General features: G+C 62.7%; 17 protein-coding genes. 9 read left to right on the top strand and 8 right to left on the bottom strand.

Annotated elements, in window-relative coordinates:
• Nucleotides 1–160: 160 nt before the first annotated feature.
• From AAF563_17240 to AAF563_17230, 3 genes are all read left to right on the top strand, one after another.
• The gene (locus AAF563_17240) at nucleotides 161–631 is read left to right on the top strand and encodes a cupin domain-containing protein (GenBank protein ID MEM7123029.1); all 471 of its coding nucleotides are present in this window, start codon (nucleotides 161–163) and stop codon (nucleotides 629–631) included.
• A gap of 79 nt (nucleotides 632–710) precedes the next feature.
• Entirely contained in the window at nucleotides 711–1,169 is a 459-nt protein-coding gene (locus tag AAF563_17235; GenBank protein MEM7123028.1) for a hypothetical protein, read from the top strand.
• Between the two features lie 76 nt (nucleotides 1,170–1,245).
• Nucleotides 1,246–1,731 (top strand): DUF2165 family protein, encoded by a 486-nt coding sequence (locus AAF563_17230; GenBank protein MEM7123027.1) that lies wholly within the window; start codon nucleotides 1,246–1,248, stop codon nucleotides 1,729–1,731.
• 15 nt (nucleotides 1,732–1,746) lie between these two features.
• Here the strand turns inward: AAF563_17230 and AAF563_17225 are convergent, their stop codons facing one another.
• Nucleotides 1,747–2,163, bottom strand: coding sequence for a DUF4440 domain-containing protein (locus AAF563_17225; protein ID MEM7123026.1), 417 nt, complete (start codon nucleotides 2,161–2,163; stop codon nucleotides 1,747–1,749).
• 265 nt (nucleotides 2,164–2,428) lie between these two features.
• On the opposite strand from AAF563_17225, the gene AAF563_17220 reads away from it, so the two are divergent.
• Nucleotides 2,429–2,995, top strand: a complete 567-nt coding sequence (locus AAF563_17220) for a tetratricopeptide repeat protein (GenBank protein MEM7123025.1) — start codon at nucleotides 2,429–2,431, stop codon at nucleotides 2,993–2,995.
• Nucleotides 2,996–3,078: 83 nt separating this feature from the next.
• On the opposite strand, the gene cysK is transcribed toward AAF563_17220, so the two are convergent.
• Nucleotides 3,079–4,164 carry a cysteine synthase A gene (gene cysK / locus AAF563_17215; GenBank protein ID MEM7123024.1) on the bottom strand — a complete coding sequence of 362 codons (1,086 nt, stop codon included), beginning with the start codon at nucleotides 4,162–4,164 and terminating at the stop codon, nucleotides 3,079–3,081.
• 158 nt (nucleotides 4,165–4,322) lie between these two features.
• The gene (locus AAF563_17210; protein ID MEM7123023.1) at nucleotides 4,323–4,952 is read right to left on the bottom strand and encodes a hypothetical protein; all 630 of its coding nucleotides are present in this window, start codon (nucleotides 4,950–4,952) and stop codon (nucleotides 4,323–4,325) included.
• 117 nt (nucleotides 4,953–5,069) lie between these two features.
• Between AAF563_17210 and AAF563_17205 the strand changes: the two genes are divergently transcribed.
• Nucleotides 5,070–6,011: a phosphotransferase gene (locus AAF563_17205; GenBank protein MEM7123022.1), complete on the top strand. Its 942-nt coding sequence runs from the start codon at nucleotides 5,070–5,072 to the stop codon at nucleotides 6,009–6,011.
• A gap of 155 nt (nucleotides 6,012–6,166) precedes the next feature.
• The gene (locus AAF563_17200; protein ID MEM7123021.1) at nucleotides 6,167–6,526 is read left to right on the top strand and encodes an antibiotic biosynthesis monooxygenase; all 360 of its coding nucleotides are present in this window, start codon (nucleotides 6,167–6,169) and stop codon (nucleotides 6,524–6,526) included.
• Between the two features lie 55 nt (nucleotides 6,527–6,581).
• Here AAF563_17200 and AAF563_17195 read toward each other — a convergent pair whose 3' ends face one another.
• Nucleotides 6,582–7,103, bottom strand: a complete 522-nt coding sequence (locus AAF563_17195) for a GNAT family N-acetyltransferase (protein MEM7123020.1) — start codon at nucleotides 7,101–7,103, stop codon at nucleotides 6,582–6,584.
• A gap of 588 nt (nucleotides 7,104–7,691) precedes the next feature.
• On the opposite strand from AAF563_17195, the gene AAF563_17190 reads away from it, so the two are divergent.
• The gene (locus tag AAF563_17190; GenBank protein ID MEM7123019.1) at nucleotides 7,692–8,222 is read left to right on the top strand and encodes a histidine phosphatase family protein; all 531 of its coding nucleotides are present in this window, start codon (nucleotides 7,692–7,694) and stop codon (nucleotides 8,220–8,222) included.
• Here AAF563_17190 and AAF563_17185 read toward each other — a convergent pair.
• Entirely contained in the window at nucleotides 8,134–9,252 is a 1,119-nt protein-coding gene (locus AAF563_17185; protein MEM7123018.1) for an extracellular solute-binding protein, read from the bottom strand. The two genes, AAF563_17190 and AAF563_17185, sit on opposite strands and share 89 nt — an antisense overlap.
• A gap of 226 nt (nucleotides 9,253–9,478) precedes the next feature.
• On the opposite strand from AAF563_17185, the gene AAF563_17180 reads away from it, so the two are divergent.
• A complete protein-coding gene (locus AAF563_17180; GenBank protein MEM7123017.1) occupies nucleotides 9,479–10,585 on the top strand; it encodes an RNA methyltransferase in 1,107 nt (368 codons plus the stop codon).
• A 10-nt stretch (nucleotides 10,586–10,595) separates the two neighbouring features.
• Here the strand turns inward: AAF563_17180 and AAF563_17175 are convergent, their stop codons facing one another.
• Nucleotides 10,596–11,498, bottom strand: coding sequence for an NAD(P)-dependent oxidoreductase (locus AAF563_17175; GenBank protein ID MEM7123016.1), 903 nt, complete (start codon nucleotides 11,496–11,498; stop codon nucleotides 10,596–10,598).
• A gap of 87 nt (nucleotides 11,499–11,585) precedes the next feature.
• Between AAF563_17175 and AAF563_17170 the strand changes: the two genes are divergently transcribed.
• Entirely contained in the window at nucleotides 11,586–12,257 is a 672-nt protein-coding gene (locus AAF563_17170) for a nuclear transport factor 2 family protein (GenBank protein ID MEM7123015.1), read from the top strand.
• A gap of 21 nt (nucleotides 12,258–12,278) precedes the next feature.
• Here the strand turns inward: AAF563_17170 and AAF563_17165 are convergent, their stop codons facing one another.
• Entirely contained in the window at nucleotides 12,279–12,419 is a 141-nt protein-coding gene (locus tag AAF563_17165) for a hypothetical protein (protein MEM7123014.1), read from the bottom strand.
• A gap of 130 nt (nucleotides 12,420–12,549) precedes the next feature.
• Nucleotides 12,550–13,393: GMC oxidoreductase (locus AAF563_17160; protein MEM7123013.1), on the bottom strand; the 844-nt coding region annotated here is incomplete at its 5' end.

Genomic DNA, 13,393 nt, shown 5'->3' with positions numbered 1-13,393 from the left:
AGTCCTGAAGAAGACAATGAGCTAACCGCAAATGCCCGCTCGTCACAAGCGCGCTGCCGTGAACGGAGATTGTCAGGCGCGCGTGGCGCATGCGTTGACACGGCCGTCTCTGGGGCGCTGTTATGGTCGTGCTGCCGCGACCTCAGCCCTGGAGAACACGATGCCGGTCATTCGACGCGACGAAGTCGAGGCTCGCGAAGGTGGCGATTACCCCGCCCCGTTTGACGGCCAGTTGGGCCGCTATAGGGATTGGCCGCTGGGCGACGCGGGCGGTCTGACGCAGTTCGGCGTCAACCTGGAGACGCTGTTTCCGGGCTCGACGTCATCGCTGCGTCATTGGCATGAAACAGAGGACGAGTTCCTTTATCTGTTGGAAGGCGCGCTGGTGCTGGTCGACGACGATGGCGAGCACGTGATGGCGCCGGGCGACGCCGCCGCGTTCAAGGCGGGCGACGCCAACGGTCACCACTTCAAGAACACGAGCGACAAGCCGGCGACCTATCTGGTGGTCGGCACGCGCGCGCAAGAAGATCGCTGTCATTACAGCGACGTCGATCTGCTGCTGACCAAGACGAAGGAGGGCTCGGCCTTCACCCATCGCGACGGATCGCCGCTAGGCACGAAGGGCTGACATCGACTCCTGACACGATGGTGTCAGGAGTGGTGTGGCAGGGTGTTCGTCAGGACTTGAGAAGAAAAGGACGACCGCCATGAGTGACCTCGTCGATTACAAAGCCCAATCGGGAACGCTGGTGCCGGTCTGGACTCTGGAGATCCAGACCCGTCCCGACGACACCGACCGCATCCTGGACGCGATCATGGCGGTCCACCCGCTGAGCTATGGGCGCTATCAGCGTACGGCCAGCATTTCGGCTGTCGGCAAGGAGACGACGCAGCCGGAAGCGAACTCGACGACGACCACCCATGTCGCGGGGTTCGAGGCGGGCGCGACCGAGACCTACCCTATGGTCGAGCTCAAAATCTCGATAGAGCGCGACCGCACAGCTCTGGAACAGGTGATGGACGCGATCCTTGACGTCCATCACTACGAACAGCCGGCCATTTTCGTGCGTGAGGACTGGGCGAGCCGGGCGGCCTATGACCCCAACAGCGACAACCCGAACCGCTGGTGGAACGACGGACGCGGACTGCCGGAGAAGATCGTCTGATCAAAGCCGGTTGTCCCCAAAGGCCGAGTTGGGCACCATCGCCGGACCATTTTGTTGGAGCATCCGGGGGAAGGCGATGCAGGGTCTGGCGATTGAGATCGCGCAGATTGTGTTGATATCGGCGCAGGCGGCGTGGCTGAGCATGGGCGCGCTCGATAACCTGCGCTATCCCGCGATCAACCGTGACGATGTCGGCCGTGTGTTGCGCCTGGATACACTGGCCGAGCACGAACCGAAGTACTACGAGATGATGGCTTGGCGTCGCATCCACAGTCCGCGGACCGTGCGTGTGGTCTTCGCGCTGATCGTTGCCGCGGAGTGCGTCGTGTCCCTGGCGCTCTGGTTCGCCGGGCTGGGTCTCTTGCTGGCGGCGACCGGTGTCATCGGCCACGATCTGGCAAGCGGCTTCGCCATCCTTGCCGTGCTCGGCTTCATCATGATCTGGACCGCCTTCCTGATCGGCGGCCAGTGGTTCCAATACTGGCACGGCAACCACGGCCAGATGACTCACTTCCTGACCGCCCTTTGGGGTATCGGCACGCTGATCATCGTCGCGATGTGACCGGTCCGGCTGTGTTCAGCTCTTGCCGTCGCTGTTGAACATAACGGTCTGCACAAGCCAGCGGCCGCCGTCGTGGCGGCGCAGCACGATGACCTGCTTGGCGGGGTCCGACGCCTCACCATCGGCCGTGACCCACGACACGGTCGTGACGGCAACGGCCAGATCGTCGCGGCCGGCGACAACCCAATCGGTCAAAGTCAGGGACTTCAGGCCGCCAAAGTTGGCGGTGATGAACGCGGTGATGTTGTCGCGGCCGACGACGCGCGGCTGGTCGGGCGGCATCAGCATGCCGTTCGCGTCCCAATAGGTTTGCCAGGTATCGATATCACCGACGACAAGGTCGTTGGACCAGGTCTCGACCGCCTGCTTGATGGCGTCGACATCGCTGTCGGAAAGGCCCTGGTCGCCGAGCACAGGAATAGACCCCTTCATCGTGTTCCTCCGGTTGAATCGCCAGACCGAAGAACTAGCACGACGCGAGACGGCGTGACAAAAAGCGTCGCGTCACCAAGGTGTCAAAATGGCCCTTAGGCGAAGGCAGACCGCGCGTTTGGCGCCATAACGGCGGTCCGGCAACAGGAAGGCCATTTCGACGGGATCGTGCGGTCCGTCACAGACGGTGGGGGCCCGGGCGTATGTCATGGTTCGCGGGCGCTAGGCGGCTCTTTTGGGGCTGCGCAGAAATCATGAGGCCGGCATGCAGCGCTTGGCTCTGATGGCTTTCCTTGTTTGTTTCGCGGCACCGGCGATGGCCGATCCGCAGGGCACGCGCTATGACGGCGCGAGCACCGGCACGGTGCAGGCAGCCGTGAACGATACGGTCGTTCACGACGACGTCGACCCGCGCACCCAATACGACCTCGCCATGAAGTACTATACCGGTCATGGCATGCCATTCGATCATGCCAAGGCAGCCGCGCTGTTTCAGGCCGCGGCGGCTGGCGGCGTGTCGGACGCGCAGTTCCGGCTTGGCGCCTATCACCTGAACAGCACGAGCCCGCAGCATGACTTCGCCGAGGCCGCGCGGCTTTTCCAACTGGCCGCCGAACAGGACCACGCGCGCGCCCAGTACATGCTGGCCATGATGTACGAACGTGGTGACGGCGTGCCGCAGGATCTGGTGCGCGCCCACATGTGGTTCGACCTGGCCGCGGCCAGCGGCTTCGGCGCGGCGGATCAATACCGCGACGACCTGTCGCTTCGCATGACGATCGACGAGATCGGCGAAGCCCGCCGCCTCTATCACCAGCACATGTCGAACTGACGCCTCGCCTTTCCGTCAAGGTGGGCAAATCTGCTCTACGCATAGATGGAGAGCATACTCACCTCACCTGACCATAACTGGCGCTATGCCGCTTCCATCTGGAAGCCGGGAGTCGACTTCGACAGTGCCAGCTCTTCCTCGTCCATGTCCTCGCCGATCTCCTCGAAGAGTGGCGTCGACATATAGCGTTCGCCGGTATCGGGCAGCATGACGAGGATGACGGAGCCGGGTTCGGCCTTTTCGGCGACCTGAACGCCGACGGCGAAGGTCGAGCCGCCGGAGATGCCGGTGAAGATGCCTTCCTTGGCCGCAAGATCACGTGCCCACTTGATCCCTTCGGGACCGGGGACGGGGATCAGCTCGTCGTAGAATCCACTGTCGAGCGATTCCTGCAGCACATGCGGGATAAAGTCGGGCGTCCAGCCCTGGATCGGATGGGGTTCGAAATTGGGATGGCTTTCGGCTGGCGAGCCGTCGGCGCCGCGCTTGTTGACGTAACCGCTGCCGACGAGCTGAGCATTCGCCGGTTCGGTCAGGATGATCTTGGTCTCTGGGCGCTCCTTGCGCAGCACCCGGCCGACGCCGCTTAGCGTGCCGCCGGTGCCGTAGCCGGTGACGAAATAGTCGAGCCGTTCGCCGTCGAAGTCGGCCAGGATTTCGCGCGCGGTGGTCGCTTCGTGGATATCGGCATTGGCCTCGGTCTCAAACTGACGGGCCAGGAACCAGCCGTTGGCCTCCGCCAGCTCGGCTGCCTTCTGGTACATGCCGAAGCCTTTCTGCGCGCGCGGCGTCAAGACGACCTTTGCGCCCAGCATACGCATCAGCTTGCGCCGCTCGATCGAGAAACTGTCGGCCATGGTGACGACGAGAGGATAGCCCTTCTGCGCGCACACCATGGCAAGACCGATGCCGGTGTTGCCGCTGGTCGCCTCGACCACGGTCTGGCCGGGCTTCAGCGTGCCGTTGCGCTCGGCGGCCTCGATGATGTTGACGGCCAGTCTGTCCTTGACCGACGCGGCCGGGTTGAAGGCCTCGGCCTTCACATACATCGTCACGTTGTCCGGCCCCAGGTTGTTGACCCGGATCACCGGCGTGTCGCCGATGGTGTCGAGCACGCTGTCGAAGCGGCGGCCGCGGCCGTTGGTCGTACGGATACCTGATGTGGTCATGGAAGCCCCCTTTGCGTTCGCGCCGCCACGCTTTCTGTGCCTGACGGATCGCCGGTTAGAATGGATGGCGGCAAATGTGACGTAAAGATAGGGGCCGACCGTGTCGGATCAACCTCGCGTTTCCGCGGTGACGGACCGAATTGTGTTTCAGTCGGGTTTCAGTTGCCCGACGCGTCGGGAACGCGACTCCACCCTGTTGCGCGGTCGAGTTGCAGCGACCATGCGGGCGACCCGTCTTCGTGCACGAAGTCGGCCACCAGGCTGTCGCCCGACACGCGCACGTCCTGGACCGAAATCTCCGGTTGCTGGTTCCAGTCAAGAAAGCGGCTGAGCAGACCCTTCACTTCGTCTGGCTCAAGCGGAACGGGCAGTGGTTGAACGACCATCGGCGTGTACACCGTGTGCACGGTGCCGTTGGGATACACTTCCATGAACCCGCCATCGCCGTGAGCGTAGATGTGGGAACACACCGTCTTGGTGGGCGAATACGTCAGACAATTGCGGTCGCCATCGATCGACCACGGCATGCCCCAATGGCCCTTTACTCTGTCGGCGATCGCGAAGTTACCGGACGCGGTGCCGGTCGCGAGGTCCCAGTATGTCGTGCCGGTGATCGGAGCGCCGACGCCGACGAAGCTGAAATTCTGTCCGCTGCCTAGCAGAGCGCGGATCTGATCGCCTGTCAGTGGCTCGGCGCCGTCCGGCGCGCTGGTGGGCAGAACCGACTGCGCGGACGCGCCGCCAGTCGAAATGAACAGGGCAATCAACAACGTGACGAGGAAGCGCATCGAATGATCTCCAACGCTTGTGTGAGGCGTTAGAATAGGTGCTGGGCTCCTGCGCGTCGTGGCAAAGCTGAACTGGCGCGCGCTTTCAGCCCGCATTCTGCAGAACTGCGACAGATAATGTGCAAGATAAGCCGACCAATGTTCGCCTCTGATCGTGAATATCACGCCAACCTCGGCAATGTTGACTATTGGTCATCGTGGGTCGCAGAAGCCCTTCGACGGCATGACCTCGACAATTGTCATGCCGCGATGGTCGCCGGGTTCAATGCTACATATCCAACATTTCTATGTGACGATGTCGTCGTAAAGTTCTTTGGTTTTCTGCATAGCGCAGCGCAAAGCCACGCGAACGAGCGCGCGGCACACATGGCGCTTGCCGCCGTTCCTGAAGTCAGCGCACCGGCGCTTTTGGGCGATGGTAGGCTGTTTGAGGACCCAGACGAGCCATGGCCATACCTGATCACATCGCGCGTGGCCGGAAGTGCGTCGTGTGACGTGGAGCTGACGCTCCGAGAAAGACGCGCCATTGCCATGCGGTTGGGGGAGCAGGTTCGGTGTCTGCACCGGCTGTCGCCGCAAGGTGTTGCTGTGCACGATGATTGGCTACCCATCGACATGACATCGGCTTTGCAAGCGAGTTCATTGCCACACCACCTTGTCCAGCAGGCCGACGATTTCATCGCGCGTTTGGCGCCCTTCGACCGTACCTTCGTGCACGGCGATCTCTGCGCCAACCACGTCTTCATCGACGACGGCCGCGTTGCCGGCATCATTGACTGGGGCGATGCGCTGGTGACCGATCGTCACTATGAGTTGATCCAGCTCTATCGCGATATGTTCGATTGCGACAAGGCGTTGTTTCGGGTCTTTCTGGACGCCAGTGACTGGCCGGTGACGCCCCACTTCCCGCACCAAACGCTGGGTCTTGCACTCTATCGACAGGCAATCGGTCTGGCTCAGCATCGCACGATGGACGTGTTCGAACCGATCGCGGCGCGGTATCCATTCCGCGATATCGCAACGCTCGACGAGCTCGCATTGGCGCTCTTCCGCGTCTAACGCCCGACGCCGCGTTCGGGCCTGTTATCGTACACATGGACGATCTTGAGCGATGCCGTGTTTGCCGCGTTAGTCCACGATTGCATACCGACGCGCTTGTCGCGCGACGGTGAGCTGGTAGGCTGTGCTGACGTGGTGACAACAGAGGGTGGGCAATGACGTCGAGTGTATCGTGGGTGTTTGAGGTTGCCGTCAAGGCGGGCGAGGCCGACAACCTCAAAAAGTTGATCGCCGAAATGGCCGAGCGGGCGGAAGCGAACGAGCCCGACACGTTGTCGTTCCAGTGGTCGATCAGCGCGGACGGTGCCACGGCGCAAGTCCACGAGCGCTATGCCCATTCGCAGGCAGCGCTGACCCACCTTGAGTCGTTCAATCAGAACTACGCCGACCGCCTGATGGCTCTGGTCGAGCCGCAGCGCATGACCGTCTACGGCAACCCCGATGAAGCCTTGAGAGAGACTTTAGCCGGGGCCGATCCCGTGTTCATGGAAAGCGCCGGCGGCTTCACGCGTTAGACATCGAAAGTGGTTGCCTCTGTGAACGCCTGGTCGAGGTGCAGGGGAGGCTGCATCAAACGACGATGCCCTTGAGATCAAGGAGATCGTCGGGCCAGGGACGGTTGCCGAGTGCGCAGACCATGCTGCCGCGATAGACCAGGGTTCGCCACATGCTGTCGCGGTCGAGCAGGCGGATCTCGTTCGTCATCTCGCGGTAACCGTTGGCGTGGTAGACCGCCGGTTCGTAAGCAAAGAGAACGCAAAACTCGATCGCGCGCTGCTTAAGCTCGCGGTGCGCGATGTCGATGGCGCGCCGCGCAATGCCCTGGCGGCGCAGGGCAGGCGCGACGGCGACATCGCCCAGCATGGCGATACGGTTGGGGTCGCCACCGATGGTGACGTCGCGCTCATAGACCGCGACATGGGCGGCCACATCCCGACCGTCGGTCAGCCCGAGAACGCGGAACACCGGTGTTTCGATCTCGGAGACGTCATGGAACGTAGCGCTGTCGAAACTGACATCGATGAGCTGTCGGACGCCGTCGCGCAAAGCCGGCGTGAGCGTGATCTCGGGAACAATACGCAAATCGATCATGGTCGCCACACTGCGTCGTTAGAACCGCGCCCGAGCCTTGCCGATCCCGTGGATGGCCGCCGAACCGACGTCGTCCACATGTTCGAATCCATGGGGCGCGGCGGCTTAGGTCGAAGTACTTTTTGGCTTGATGGAAACTTGTCTTACAACTTCACGTAGATCTTTAGCTCTTTCTCATACAAGTATAGAGAGTAATTTGGCGCGTTCGCAACACGTCTTTGGTCGCGATGTATCCACGCGACTACTATTGGGGCCTCTTCGCTCGCCGGTACAGCCACGCCGGGCGCGAGAGTGGCCACCATGGGCATCTTGGGCAATCGACTTCCCGGGCAGATGTCGCATGGGTGCCGTTGGACGAGCGGGCCGTAGCCTGGTCGCCGACCAACGGCGAGACTGTCACGAACGCGTCGCTGCTATCCACCTAGGGTTATCGGTTGGAACGGCGGCTGAACGTTCACACGACAACGGTATGCACCTCGATCAAGACCGAAGGCATCTTCAACGACACGACCACGTTCCAGGTCACCCCGAATCCCGCGTGCAATGTGGGGATCAACCGCCAACGTTTCCGCTAACCAACCGGACGTCATGGCCGTCATCGTCCGCTATCTGACGCACCCGCAGGTCACGATCGATCCCGCCGTTCCGGTGCCCCTGTGGTCGTTGAACGAAGTGGGCCGAGCGCGCGCCGAAACCTTCGCCGGATACCCCTGCCTGCGCAATACAACGCGCATCGTCGCGAGCGGTGAGGTGAAGGCGGTCGAAACCGCCGACGTCATCGCGCGTATGTCGGGTCTTGCTATCGAGGTACGCGAGGCCATGCATGAAAACGACCGCTCGGCGACCGGCTTTCTTCCGTCCGAAACGTTCGAAGCGGTCGCCGACCGGATCTTCGCCGCGCCCGAAGAGAGCGTGCGCGGTTGGGAATGCGCGATCGATGCACAGCTGCGCATCGTGAGGTCAATTTCACGAAATCAAACGCCCCGGCGGTTTCGCGCCGGGGCGTTGAATGGAACCAATCCAGGCCAAACTAGAAACCGGCCTTCACCTCATCGAAGAGGCGGATGTAGCTCTCTTCCACATTGGCCTGCATGGCGGCGAAGTAGATGCCGTTGTTGAGCAGGGCCTCCGGCGTGGAAAGACCCAGTGCGACCAGCACGTCTTCGGGCACCAGATCGAAGGCCTTCTTGTTGGCATGGCCAAAACCCCAGCTCTCGATCTCATAGGCTCCAGCCTCCGGACTGGTCATGGCATTGATCAAGTCATAGGAGGCATCGAGGTTCTTGGTCTCGGGATGGATGGTCAGACCGCAGCACCATGTGAAGATGCCTTCCTTTGGCACGCCCAGCTCGATATCCACGCCCTGATCGCGCAGGCGGACATAGGAGTCGTTCCAACCATAGGCCGCGACCAGTTCTCCAGAGGCCAAGGCCTGATCGATCTCGGAGACGTCGCCCCAATAGAAACGTAGGTTTTGTCGCTGCATTTCCAGAAGCGGGCGAATCTCCGTCAGCTGTTCTTCGTTCATTGCGAAGATATCGTCGACGCCCGCCAACAGGCCGGCAATCTGCACGTTTGCGGTGGAGTCGTAGGAAGCGATGCGGCCGGAGTACCAGTCTTCAAAGATGATCGCCCAGCTCAGGTTGTCGCCGGCATGCTCTGGCGCCACCAGGTCTTTGCGGTAGAGCACGGTCGAGTTGCCCCAGTCCATCGGCATGTAGTAGCGCTTGCCGTCGTGAAGCGAGCCTTCGATGTCGGTCAGGCCCTCGAACATGTCGGGCAGCCACTCCAGGCGGTCCGGATCGAGCGGGGCGATCAGGCCGGCCTCGCGCCATTTCACAAGCTCATAGGTACACGGGTGCATGACGTCCGGCGTGAAGCCTTGACGCATTTTCTGGAATCCTTCGTCCTCGGCGGCCCAGAAGGTCGCTTCCGGCGAACCGCCGTACTTCTCCGTATAGGACGGATGAAACTCCGGCGTCTCGTAGCCTGCCCATCCGAAATACATCACCTCGCCGGCGGCCCGTGCGGGCCGGCGCAGAACTGGTAGGGTCAACAGGCCGACGCCGGCACTTGCGAGAATCTGTTTAAACTCGCGTCGGGTAAGCGACTTATCCTGCAAACGTTCAATAAGCGCTTTGCTCTCCATGACATGCTCTCCCATTCATGTTCATTCAAATGCGAGGCCGCACCCTGGCCCAAAAAAGAGGGCGGCTTTGCCGCGCAAAGCCGATGCCGTAATCCCAATGTGGAGCGTAGCGGGTCTGCATTGCCTGTACAAACAGCCAACGGTCGTGCGAATGCCCCCGGGTTCGTTCTAAACTAACGGCCACGTGTTGAGAGAACCCTGGATAGCCCGCCGCACCACGGCCGTCATCGCCGTCGTGGCGGCGCTCGTCCTGGCCTTCGGTGCGGCGGCCTGCGTTTCAAAGCAAAGTTGGGAAGCGACGCGGGTGTTGCAGGATATCGATGCCGGCGGCGGCCCGAGCAGGCTTAAGGAAACAACGCCTCAGCCGCGGCGCAGTCTGGTCACCTATGCCATCGACGGCCGGTCGTTGGTGGCCGATATCTACGAGCCCTTGCAGCCGATCGGCGCCGGTCTTGTTCTGGTGCCGGGTTTCACGGAGGACGGCAAGGACGACATCCGTGTGATCGACCTGGCGATGTCGCTGGCGCGTGCGCGGTTTCTGGTTCTGGTGCCCGATCTCGCGGGCTCGCGCGCGGAGGAGATCCAACTGGATGACGCGCGCACCATTGCCGACGGTGCCGTCTTCCTGGCCGAGAGCGATCTCTTGCCGGCGGGTCACGATGTCGGCGTCGCGGCGATTTCCTATGCGGTGGGTTTGGCGCTCCTGGCGAGTCTGGAGCCGGACGCCGGCGACAAGATCGACTTTCTGGTCGGGCTTGGTGGTTACCACGACACGCAGGCCGTGGTTACCTTCGCGACCACCGGTCACTATCGGCTGGAAACACGTGAGAGCTGGTCGACAAAGGATCCCGTGCCCGCCGCCAAGTGGCGTCTGTTGTCGAGCAATACCGAACTCTTGGACGATGCGCAGGACCGCGCCCTGTTGCAGGCCATCGCGGAACGCCGCAGTCGGGCGGAGAACGTGCCGATCGATGACCTCGTCGCCGGCTTGGGGCCGGAGGGACGGGCGTTGTTGGACGTCATGATCAACGACGATCCCGAAGCGGTTGGCGACCTGTTGCAGGACCTGCCGCCGGCGATTCGCGGCCAACTCGAGACATTGTCGCCGTCAAACTACGACCTCAGCCATCTGGAAGGCCGCCTGATCCTGATCCACGGCCGCGAGGACACGTTGATCCCCTATACGCAAAGCATCGCCCTGGGCGACGCGGTCGCCGGCAGCGAGGTCTTTGTGATCGATGGCTTTTCGCACATCGACCGCTCAGGCATGGGCCTTGATGGCAAGCTGCAACTGATCACCGCCCTGCAGGCCGTGTTGGACAGGCGTCTTTAGGGGCTTGCGATCAGCTTGCCTTGAGCGCCTCGCCGACGCGTTCCTCGATCCACAGCGCAACTGCGGTGTGGTCGGCGTCGGGACCGAGCGCTTGGGACGCCTGCTGCGCCATCTGTACAGCGAGATCGCTGAGCGGCACGGGTGTTTTCGTGCGCTCGGCGATAGCATGGGCGGTGCGCAGGTCCTTTGCCATCAACGATAACCCGAAACCGGAGTCGAAGGTGCGGCTCAAGACATGTGGCGCGATCTTCTTGTCGGTCGAATTGTTGCGGCCGGTCGAGACGTTGAGGATGCTGTTGACCATGGCGGGGTCGAGGCCGAAGCGCTGGGCGGTGATCAGGACCTCGATGGTCACCATCAACGCGGTCGCCGAGGCCAAATTGTTGAGTGCCTTCATGGCCTGGCCGCTGCCGAGGCCGCCGGTGCGGAAGATCTTGCCGCCCATCACCTCGAACAACGGTATGGCGCGGTCGATGGCCGCGTCACCACCACCGGTCATGATGGTCAGCGTGCCTGCCTCCGCGCCGCCGGTGCCGCCGGAGACCGGCGCGTCGATCATGGCGTGGCCCAAGCGATCGACCTCCGGTGTGATCGCGTCGTAGGCCGAGGGGTCGCCGGAGCTCATGTCGATGATGAGGCTGTTCGGCGGCAGGTGGCGCAGCAGGTCGCCCGCGCCGACCAGCACGTCGGCGACAATGCGGCCATCCGGCAGCATGGTGATAAGGCGGTCCGTCCGGGCGAAGGCGTCCGGCCCGTCCGCGATCTCGGCGCCGAACGTGGCGGCGAACGCGGCCTGCCGTTCGGCATCGGCGTCCATGCCGATCAGCCTGAAACCCGCTTTGCACAGGTTGCCCGCCATGGGCCAGCCCATGTTGCCCAGGCCGACAAAGCCGACCAGCGCGTTCTGCGGCATGGCAAATCTCCCCGTCTCGTGATGAAGTCGGCCACAAGTAGCCTTGCGCCGCCACATTATCGCGGCAACCCGATTAAGGAGGAAGCCATGACCGATAAAGGTGTGAAGCCGGAAGACGTGTTGCCGGATGGCGACGACTTCGCGACGATCAAGGGCGTGCGCGTACGCAAGGGCAGTATTGCCGCATCCATGCGCAACATGGCGATGTTGGAGTCAGGCTCGGCCGACGAGAAAGCAGCCGCGATGCAGGCCATCAAGGATCTGGCGCCGGGTCTCGCCGCACTCGATGTCCACCGCTTCTTCCAATGCCGCATTCCCAAGATCGAAGCGATCCTGGCCGAAGCGGCCGAGCCTTTTGATGACGTTGCCGACCCCGAGCCCGAGAGCACCGTCGCCGCGTTCATCGCGGCGTTCGACCGTGCCGATCTCGCGTCCATGGAGGCGCTGCTGGCGGCGGACGCGGTGAGCTACATCACCAACGCCGACGGTGGCGTCAACCGGTTGGAGGGTAGCGACGCCCTCATGGAGAGCGTGCGCGCGATGAAGATCGAGCAGGTCAATCTCAGTGTCGCCATTACCCAGACGGCACGTGTCGGGCTGCGTCAGGTCATGGCGATGGTCGAGATCAAGGCCGAACGCAAGGGGCGGTCGCTGCATAACCACGCAGCGTTCCTGATGACCGTGCACGAACGGCGGATCGACGAGATCCGCATGGTCGAGGCGCTGCCCGCCTATAGCGACAGTTTTTGGAAGGAATGATGGGGGGTGGAGAGAGCCCGGTTAGTAGGTGGGCGGGCCTTCCCAGTAGCCGCGGGACCGTCCCGGCGCGTTGATGATGACCTCGCGATAGAGCGTCTTGGCGCTCGTGGCGACACGTTTGAACGAGGCGGTGTTCGTCGTGTTGGCGGTTTTGCTGGTCATCGTTGGCGCTCCATGTCCAGGCAGTCAGGCTTGATGCCAACAAGATGGGCAGGGCGCGCGCAAATACCCGTGAAAGCGCCGTGATCGGTGACGGCGGTCACAGGGTAAATCTAGCCTCTTCGCGAACAGGTCAGAGCGGCGGTTTGCCGCGGATGGCATCGGCGAGTTTTTCGGCGATCATGATGACCGGCGCGTTCAGGTTGGCGGTGACGTTGCCGGGCATGATTGAGGCGTCGATCACGCGCAACGCTTCGGTCTCGTGCACCTGGCCCTCGCCATTGGTGACGCTGTCGTCGCCGGTGCCCATGCGGCAGGTCGAGCAGGGGTGGTATTCGGTCGAGCCTTCGGCGGCGAGCCAGGCGAGGATCTCCGCATCGCTTTGCACATCCGGCCCGGGCGACATCTCGGCACGGCGCACGGGATCGAACGCGGACTGGGCGGCCATCTCGCGCGTGCGCTGCAGACCATGGATCATGACGCGCCGATCGTCCTCGTCGTCCAGATAGTTGAAGAGGATCGCCGGGTGGGCGCGGGGGTCGACGGATTTGAGCCAGACGCGTCCCTGACTCTTCGGCCGCATGATGCCCATGGAGAACATGAAGCCCTCGGCGACATTGCTCTCGGCCTCACCCATCTGGGCGCAGACCGGATAGAACTCGTGCTGGATATCCGCGTAGTCGACGTCGTCGGAGCTTTTGAAGAAACAGCCGGACTCGCAGAATGTCGACGCGCCGAGGCCAGATTTGAAGAACAGCCACTGCGCGCCGATGCGATAGCGTCCGAGCCCCTTGAACTTGCCGGCGGGAGAGACGCCGGGCGGTGTCGAGAACTGAATCGGCACGATCAGGTGGTCTTCCAGATGGCGGCCGACCGCTGGCACCGCGGCGTTGACGGCGATGCCGTGCTCGGACAGATGGGCGGGATCGCCGACGCCCGACAGCAGAAGAAGCTGGGGCGAGTTGATGGCGCCACCG

The sequence above is a fragment of the Pseudomonadota bacterium genome (assembly GCA_039028155.1).
Classification (GTDB): domain Bacteria; phylum Pseudomonadota; class Alphaproteobacteria; order SP197; family SP197; genus JANQGO01.
The sequence above is the reverse complement of the archived record's forward strand: the minus strand, read 5'-3'. Positions and strand labels throughout refer to the sequence as shown.